Below are 8,737 nucleotides of genomic sequence, written 5' to 3'. Positions count from 1 at the left end.
ACGCCATGATTGCCACTCTTTAAATTTATCCTGTTGCTATTGTCTCATTTGAGGTAAACACTCTGCTTGGCTTTTTATCGTGCAAAGATCTCAAACTGAATGTTGAGCGGAAAGGATAAACATGGAAAGCGCCGAAATTAAGATAAGTGACTAATAGAAAGAGAAACCGAAATTTCACCAGTTTGTCTGATTTCCCGAATATTACTAATTTGCGCGGTTCACAGACATCGTTTCAATTTTCGCAGCGCTAGTTCAGCCCTATAATTCTGTTCCTGAAGACGCTCTTTTGACGGGTTGAATTTAGCGCTGACCTCCTCCCATAGCAGTGCATCGTCGGAGAGTTCGGTAAGGCGCTCGGTAGGCGTTTTGCCATCGAGAGAACTGTGTGGTCTATCCAAGTTGTAGTAGTGCTGCCATTCCGCCAGCAGATCGGGGAGCAATGGATCTTTGATATCGACTGTGGAATAGGACTCGTCGAGATCAGTTCGTTGTGACCTCTCTACCTTGCCGTTTAGGTGCGGCGATGCAGGCTTGATGAGGCGAAACTTGATCCCCCACTCCAGAAGCCGTTCCTGAAATTTTGTGGCGAAAAACTCGCGCCCGCGATCAGTCTGAATTCGTTGGATCGCAAACGGCATGTCTTCGATCACCGCATCGAAGAACGCAATCGTGTTGTTTGCTGTGCGGCGGCGGAAGAGCCGTAGAACCTTGTAGGGCGTGCAGTCGTCAATGGCCGTGTACTGATAGATACCAAGCGCGATCTTACAAACGTCCATTTGCACACGGTCACCTAGTGTGGGTCGGCTGTACCTGATGACAAATGACTCATCGCAGTCAATAAACCATTGCTCGAAATTTTTGCGCCAATACGTCATTGCGTTCAACCCCGAAGCCGTTTTCATACATTGCAACCAGAGTCTGGGCGGCTTTTTTATGACCAGCATTGGCCGCACGAGTGTACCGATCGATCGCTTTGACATCGTTTCGTTCTACATATAAAAAAAAAGCAGGTCTGGGTATTCACTGATGCCGTTCAGTTGATTTCCAGAACCGCTAACATCGGGGACTCAAGATCGACGATTACTCATCCGCAGACAACCACCCACAATCGCATCGCGACATCAGAGCAAGAGAGAATTGGTATTATTGAACAGTTGGTCCGGATTTCCGTATGACTTGAACCAATTGAACATATTTTGCAAGACTTCGACAACGCTCTAAAAAAAATCTAGAAACCTATGGATACCAAACGTAGCCAACGATATTACCGATTGCCAACAAAGCTCATTAATTTAGGTTAGGGGATTCTATGCAAGAACCGCCGAAAATTCCGTCATTCCAAATCCATCACTGCCAAGAGCGTATCCAGGTGGGTCCATCTTGCCGATCCTCGGGTTTGGGAGCAAGAACAGTGAACGACTTAGGGATTTTCGTGCGCGCTGCGAAGCAACGCAGTCTAACTTGGGCGATCGAACGAGGAACCGCAGACAAATAACTGTACCCGCTAGCGATCACAGGCGGTCCAGCTCGCAATCAACGCCTTCACATTTGACTGTCCCGGAACTCACTCTGAACATTTTATTCTGTCGAATTTGCAACGGGTTTTGGTATAGCAAGACTATCCCTGAACATCGTACTTAACCCACTTACCCAAGCCAGAGATGCCGCCCAACCAGCAAGGACATCTGATGGATAATGGACGCCCCAGTAAATACGCGACAGGCCGACAAACGTCACAAACAAGCTGCCGCATACAATTACGACAACGTTCCAACGGCTACTCCTTGTGAGCACGATGAGTGCAACGGTAACTGCCATCGATTGCATGGCGTGGCCGCTTGGAAAACTATAAGTGGTTTCAGGCATCCTTGATATCCAAAGATCGGGCCGGATGCGGGTGAAGGTATTTTTAGCAAATAGATTCAGCAATCCTGCACCGGCGACGGAAAAAAACCAAAATCTAGCAGCGGCGCGACGCTTGAGCAGCAGTACGACAAAGACTGCAAAATTGAATGGCACTAAAACGAATGCCGACCCCGCGCGCGTGAAGAACAGCATGACAGAATCAAGCAGCGGCGAAACATCAGCGTGTATAAATAAAAGGATCGGTTTGTCGAAAGAAAATACCTCGTGCTCAACCACTTCTTCCGCGAGACTACCGAAAATAAATAGCGGTACTAAGACACCGATGAACAGCGCGAGCAATGACCCATAGTGGTGCCGCAGCCAGGATTTCAACGGATGCATTAATGGCTTTCGATGTTACGAGCGTTGTTTCAAAAAACGGAAAATAAGGTACGCTAAGCTGCGCCTTTTGTGTAAGCGTCCGACCCCACCAACTTTTCACATGGCAGTATTGATTGTTGATTTGTTTCTTCGCGAGCCGGCGAATTTGTAAGAGCGGAATTTTGTTTATATTACTTTCATCTTTAATACTAAATGCTATGAAAATAGCTCCCTGTCTCGTTGGCGCAGAGCTTCGGACCAGTAGCGATCCCACCAAGGTTTTATCGTAATGTCAACGGGTGGTTTTTGAAGTTGAAGAGGTTTGGCGTTGTCACTAGCTTTTTTTGTTGCTTTTCTGAATTCGTAGTGATCGAAAAGACTCACAGCTTCCACCATGTAGGCGGTAGCAACGCGCGGATCTCGGATAATTAAAAGGTTTTCTCCATTTGATGTGTCTGCTGGATTCGAAAAATTAAACGATCCCGTATAGACACGTGCTAACTTCGGTTTGTCAAAATCAACGATGACAAACTTATTGTGCAACCTAACTCCGCTACCGCCATCAGATTCAGAACGGAAGGGCGCTGGTACATTGGCCCCCAAAAACTCTGGTTCGGTAAGTACAAAGTGACCATCCGCATTTGCAAGGTCAATCTTTTTATCGTCCCGGTCAGACATGCCGTAGACAAATATATTCTGACTCCTTTCAAGGGTCTGGATAGAATTAGGAAGCGGTCCCGTTGTTTGATACAGGAACGCTAATGCAAATAAAACAGAAGACGTTGCAGTGTCAATGTCATCGGCCACTGGTTGGAGTACCGCAGAGCCAGTTGAGTGGGGTGAAAACGTCACCTTAGCATTCACACTAGGCAATTGAAGATCCGTCCAAGCGGTGGCGGGCTCCTTCTTGAATGCCGCACCCGAGGCAGAATTCCAGTATAAGTCGAAGGCTGCTGAAAAAACTGCCACAGCGGACGGTTGCAAGATCACAAGGGTATTGTTTGCCTGAACATACAAGCCGCGCCAGCTGAAGTTTGTGCTACCACAAACTACAGCCTTGTAAGTGCCGCTTTCCACGATCAACACTTTGTTGTGCTGTAGTCCAGACATGTGCTGACGCTTGACTTGGTTGGCTCCCGCAGACTTCACTAGGCGAGCAGTGGCCTGACTTTCACATGAGGTAGCAGATCCATGCTGACCGGAATCGTCGACAATGATAGTGAGACGATTGCCGAGTCGTTCAAACCGTTCGAGCACTTCGGGTAAATTTAGGTCGTATGCAATGGCTTTAACTGTCGCTGTCGGCGTTGCTAAAGCCGTATCGAGCACCTCCAAAATGGACTGGCGAGACTCAAATCCCAGCCGAGAGAGCGCTTCAACAGCATCTGGGTGAGTTGGTTTGAAGTCCAATCCGTTGTCAGGATTATCGGGGAGAATTTCACTGATGGTGTGTCCGTCCTGTTGATAGTGATCGATGAAAGCTTGTGACGAGACAAAGCCGCGAGTGAAGGAAACGTTGAGTTCACCTTGGTAGGTATCCTTGCCGAGCTCAATATTTGCTTGCTGAAGCTCCCCTTGGCTGAGATTCTCCTCGGCATCCATAAAGAGAGGAGTGACGCGATAGTTGAACGCGCCAGCGGTTTGCGCTTCTGACGGGAAATGTACCCAGCGGAACTTCTGTATGGGTGCGACAAGACTAGACTGCACTTGAGGACCGATCGCGCCGCCGGGCGTCGGAAATGATAGTCGGTTGTTAAGAGGTTTAAATGCCTTAGCGGAGGGTGGCTGGTACTCGATCGCGAAGCCCACAAAGTTGACAGGCGGTTTGCCTGATTTCCAATTCATTCCCAGCAGTATCATGCCCTCACCGCGATGTAATTTGAGCGTGAATTCAGCTTTCGCATTAGTTCCGACAGATTGGTAAGATGTGGTGACCATGAACGACCTCCCGAGTTTGGATTTCTGATTAAGATATGGAAATGCAAAGACTTCGGCTCGCTCCAACAAAAGACAGGTTAGTGATCTACCATCTCACTTGTCAAGAAGGTAAAGTATTATATTGATTATGTTATCATTTAAATGTTAGTTTATTGATATTTTTACCTATTATAGCTTTTAAGTCTCGCAGATAGGGAGAGCCGCGTTGTGAATGCTTGACCAATCGGGGCTGGCAACGCCATTAAAGTTGGCGCGCGAAAACAGTACGCAATGCGGTACCAAGGTGCGGACAGGCGGCCTTTTGAACCTAATCGAGCCGGCAACAGCGTCGTAAATTTTCCAGTTGTCAGCGTGTGGCGTTTCCAGAGAGATTCACAGGAGCCCTTACGGCCATTGGATCGGCGAAAATTTCCTGGACGCTGAATTTCAATTGAAGTGGAAAATTCTCTGCGCTGTTTAACAAACTAGGACTTTGTACTGTTGAAGATCACCCTAAACTGAGCCACGTGATTGAATTGCCTGCTGAACAAATGAGCAGGGAGACATGGAGTGATCACCGTGGACATGTTAACCAAAATAAGGCGGATGTATTTCCGCGATAAACTCTCGATACGAGAAATTGCGAGACGAACCAATTTGTCTCGCAATACCATCAGTAAATGGCTCAAAAAAGAAGCAATGCAAGAGCCGAAGTACCCTCCGCTAATTACCAGCGAGTTGGCAAATATTTTGCATAGTAAAGCGGCATCACGATATGAGTTTGCTCGATTTCTGTTGAACCCTGCGTTCCAGTGAGTTTAATAGTCTTGTGTGGTTTGCATTTTTCAATATATGATTGCAGCGACTTTGCGCGTGTGCGCTTACCGCTTTTGACTTCGACCGGAATAATTTGGCCTTGATCATTGGTGACAATGAATTCAATTTCTGCGCGTGCATCACTCCATGAAAAACTAGGTTCTATGCCGATTGCGGCCAATTCTTGTTGGACGAAATTTTCGGCGATGTAGCCTTTGTATTCGAATGCTTGTTGTTTGATTTCGCGAAAGCCGACGCCGAGCATATTGTTAAGAAGACCGACATCAAACAGGAAGAGCTTAACCTTGTTTTCTTCTTGGTAAGCAGCGAGCGGTGTTCTAGGCATTCCTTCTATTGGGTGGTTTTTCAATGCGAGGCGACATCTGTGTAACCAATTGATCGCTGTTTCAAATTCACCATAGCGTGATTTATTTCTATAGACACCTTTGAATTTGAAACGATTGACTGACTCATCGACGACTGCAGACAATTGAGCAGGAATTTGATTGAAGACGGCTTCAATTAATTGAGCGTCGCCTTTGTTCGAATACTTTCCAAAATCGCGACGGTACCCTTCTACTAAATTTGCATGAATCTGTCTGACGTTTGAAATACGTTCGAGTATGCTGGCGTCTGGATTCGCAAACCATGCTGCTACTGCCTCAGGCAGTCCGCCGGTGAAATAGTAATCGGTTAGTTTATCAAATAAGATGTTGTGTGCTGCGGGGCTATTAACTTGCGTTTCGAAAGCTTTAATCAGCGCAGGCTCATTTGAAGCGAGTAGGAATTCGTAAAATGTCAGAGGACGCAAATTGTATTGCTCGACTTTGCCAACGGGAAACGAATTGAGCAATCCGATATTAGAACCACTGGCAGCGATGTAATAGTCTGGAGTTTTTTCTGCAAAATATTTTAAAGATGATATTGCACGCTCACACTCACCAATTTCGTCAAGTATTAATAAATCGGTAGCGGGATTAAAAACTTGTCCTGTGAGCAATTCAATATTTGACAGAATATCGTTTGGGGCTAGTGATCCCGCAAATGCTTGGGCAAGATCAGGGCGTTCCAGAAAATCGAGATGGAGCGTGTGAGTAAACCTCTGTCCCAATAATTGTGTCAGTAGATACGTTTTCCCGGTCTGACGCGCCCCATCAATTAACAACGGCTTGCGTTGCTGCTGCGATTTCCAATTGATTAGCTTATCAAGTAATTGTCGTTTCAATGGTGTCCCCCCAGGAATATGGCAATATCAGCGGCACCGATATATTTTTCCTGTCATATTTTGGATCTGATTTTACTAGAATTTACATTATTATGCGCATAAAAATGCATATATACGCATTTTTATGCGCATAATAATGTTTATAATTTCGTTTATATGCGCGAAAAAGTGACGATTCGCACAGTTAGGCTCTAATGGAATGGACGCCCTCTTTCAAACGGCATCGATGTGCCAAAATGGGAGCGGCAACACCCCCTAAATGAAAGGAGCGTCCAAAATGAAGATTACTACAATTGGAATCGATTTAGCTAAAAATGTATTTCAAATTCATGGCGTTGATGCGCATGGAAATGCCGTACTTCCAAAGAAACTAGATCGGTCTAAGATGGCGGCGTTTTTTATTCGATTACAACCATGTTTAATTGGTATGGAAGCGTGTGGCAGTGCCCATTACTGGGGACGGAAGTTGAGCGCAATGGGGCATACGGTGAAAGTCATGGCACCTCAGTTTGTGAAACCCTATGTTAAGACAAATAAAAATGATGCTGCCGATGCTGAAGCAATCTGCGAAGCCGTCGATCGACCCAATATGCGCTTCGTTCCGATAAAAACGGACGAACAACAAGCTGTTCTCTCATTGCACCGGGTGCGTCAATCTTTTATTAAAGTGAGGACGGCGCAAGCAAACCAGATTCGCGGTTTGCTGTCCGAGTTCGCCATTATCATCGCGCAAGGAATAACGAACATTGCCAAGCGCCTCCCAGAAGTCATGGAAAAATCAGATTTACCGTCAAGCTTTCGAGATCTTCTGCAGCGTTTATATAACCACTTGAAAGACATTGATAAACAGGTCGATGAGATGGATGAAAAAATTCAGCAATGGCACCGCTCTTCAGAGACGAGTAGAAAGCTTGCTGAAATCCCAGGAATAGGTCCCATCACTGCCACGGCATTGGTGGCATCAATTGGCGATGCTAAGAACTTCGATAACGGGCGTCAGCTAGCTGCATGGCTAGGGCTTGTTCCGCGACAGCACTCCAGTGGTGGCAAATCAGTGCTTCTAGGCATCAGCAAACGGGGCGACACTTATTTACGCACACTATTGATTCATGGAGCAAGAGCAGTGATCCGATTTGCCGAAGCTAAGCCATCGACTAATGGGTGTTAAACAGCGCAGAGAATTTTCCACTTCAATTGAAATTCAGCGTCCAGGTAATTTTCGTCGATCCAATAGCCGCAAGGGCTTCTGTGAATCTCTCTGGAAACGCCCCGCGCTGACAACTGGAAAATTTACGACGCTGTTTGACATACTTGCTGCGAACGGTGTCGAAATCATGCTGGCCGAGCAAGACGAATACACGCCCACACCCGCAATCTCGCTGGCGATTCTTACGCATAATCGCGGCAGAACGATGACAATCGCTTGCGCTTCTTTCACTATGCGCTGCAAATGGTCTTCACCACGAAAACTCTCTGCATAAATTTTATAGATGTCCTCAGTACCAGACGGGCGTGCCGCAAACCAGCCGCCTTCCGAGGTGACCTTTAAGCCACCAATCGCCACATCGTTGCCCGGTGCCTTGGTCAGGATACACTTAATTTTTTCACCAGCAAGCTCGGTACAGTGAAGCTGCTGCGGTGAGAGCTTCAGCAACATGGCTTTTTGCGCCGGTGTGGCGGACGCCTCAACCCTGTCAGCAACCGGGTCGCCGAATTCTTGTGTCAGCAAGCGATATTGTTCACCTGGGTCTCGTCCGGTATTCGCCATTATTTCTGCTGCAAGGAGTGCAGGCACCAGGCCGTCTTTATCTGTTGTCCAAACCGAACCATCGAGACGCAAGAAGGATGCACCAGCACTTTCTTCACCGCCGAAACCGAGTGAACCTTCGTACAGACCAGCGGAAAACCACTTGAAGCCAACCGGCACCTCAACCAGCTTACGTCCCAAACGGGCACACACACGATCAATCATCTGGCTGCTGACGACGGTCTTGCCGACGCCTGCGCCTTTCGACCATAGTGGACGATGCAGAAACAAATAATCAATGGCGACCGACAAATAGTGATTTGGCGGCATCAATCCTGCACCTGGCGTGACGATACCGTGCCTATCATGGTCAGTATCGCATGCGAAAGCAATGTCATAGCAATCCTTCAATCCTATCAGACGTTGCATGGCATATGGCGATGAAGGGTCCATACGTATACGCCCGTCCCAATCGACGCTCATGAAGCGAAAGCTTGGATCGACTTCGTCGCTGATTACACTCAGGTTCAAATTGTATTGCTCGCTAATTCTTGCCCAGTAATGCACGCCGGCGCCGCCGAGCGGATCAACTCCAAGACGAAGGTTTGCGCCGCGAATTGCCTTCATATCAATTATCTTGTCGAGATCGTCGACATAAGCGGCAAGGTAGTCGTATCTGTGCGTAGTGGCGGCATGCAGCGCTCTATCGAGGGTTCTGTCGCAATAGGCTGTCTCTGTTAGACTGCCGATCCGACAAAATTTGTGATTCATGTAATGATAGACGAGCTACGCAAAGTACTCAAACG

Annotated in this window: 4 protein-coding genes and 4 pseudogenes; 3 read left to right on the top strand and 5 right to left on the bottom strand. The window is 47.2% G+C overall.

Going from position 1 to position 8,737, the window contains the following annotated elements; genetic code table 11:
- Positions 1-218 precede the first annotated feature (218 nt).
- Positions 219-815: pseudogene (locus tag AAKU61_RS21395) on the bottom strand (integrase core domain-containing protein); the annotation flags it as partial.
- 180 nt (positions 816-995) lie between these two features.
- Between AAKU61_RS21395 and AAKU61_RS21390 the strand changes: the two are divergent.
- Positions 996-1,175 (top strand): PLP-dependent transferase, encoded by a 180-nt coding sequence (locus AAKU61_RS21390; RefSeq protein WP_354335545.1) that lies wholly within the window; start codon positions 996-998, stop codon positions 1,173-1,175.
- A gap of 403 nt (positions 1,176-1,578) precedes the next feature.
- On the opposite strand, the gene AAKU61_RS21385 is transcribed toward AAKU61_RS21390, so the two are convergent.
- Entirely contained in the window at positions 1,579-2,247 is a 669-nt protein-coding gene (locus AAKU61_RS21385; RefSeq protein WP_354335543.1) for a phosphatase PAP2 family protein, read from the bottom strand.
- 195 nt (positions 2,248-2,442) lie between these two features.
- The gene (locus AAKU61_RS21380; protein ID WP_354335542.1) at positions 2,443-4,164 is read right to left on the bottom strand and encodes a phospholipase D-like domain-containing protein; all 1,722 of its coding nucleotides are present in this window, start codon (positions 4,162-4,164) and stop codon (positions 2,443-2,445) included.
- A gap of 564 nt (positions 4,165-4,728) precedes the next feature.
- Here AAKU61_RS21380 and AAKU61_RS21375 point away from each other — a divergent pair.
- Positions 4,729-4,828, top strand: a pseudogene (locus tag AAKU61_RS21375) (hypothetical protein); the annotation flags it as partial.
- 42 nt (positions 4,829-4,870) lie between these two features.
- On the opposite strand, the gene AAKU61_RS21370 reads toward AAKU61_RS21375, so the two are convergent.
- Positions 4,871-6,184 (bottom strand): ATP-binding protein, encoded by a 1,314-nt coding sequence (locus AAKU61_RS21370; protein WP_354335541.1) that lies wholly within the window; start codon positions 6,182-6,184, stop codon positions 4,871-4,873.
- A 277-nt stretch (positions 6,185-6,461) separates the two neighbouring features.
- On the opposite strand from AAKU61_RS21370, the pseudogene AAKU61_RS21365 reads away from it, so the two are divergent.
- Positions 6,462-7,346: pseudogene (locus tag AAKU61_RS21365) on the top strand (IS110 family RNA-guided transposase); the annotation flags it as partial.
- Positions 7,347-7,598: 252 nt separating this feature from the next.
- On the opposite strand, the pseudogene AAKU61_RS21360 reads toward AAKU61_RS21365, so the two are convergent.
- Positions 7,599-8,642 (bottom strand): annotated as a pseudogene (locus AAKU61_RS21360) (phosphohexomutase domain-containing protein); the annotation flags it as partial.
- Between the last annotated feature and the right edge of the window lie 95 nt (positions 8,643-8,737).

It is taken from the genome of Undibacterium sp. GrIS 1.2, from assembly GCF_040544435.1.
Lineage (GTDB): Bacteria > Pseudomonadota > Gammaproteobacteria > Burkholderiales > Burkholderiaceae_D > Undibacterium.
Note: the sequence above shows the minus strand (reverse complement) of the source record. Positions and strands in the feature narration are given on the sequence as shown.

Coding starts and splice junctions, on each gene's coding strand:
- AAKU61_RS21380 (WP_354335542.1), bottom strand. CDS start 4,164: ATGGTCACCACATCTTACCAATCTGTCGGAACTAATGCGAAAGCTGAA.
- AAKU61_RS21385 (WP_354335543.1), bottom strand. CDS start 2,247: ATGCATCCGTTGAAATCCTGGCTGCGGCACCACTATGGGTCATTGCTC.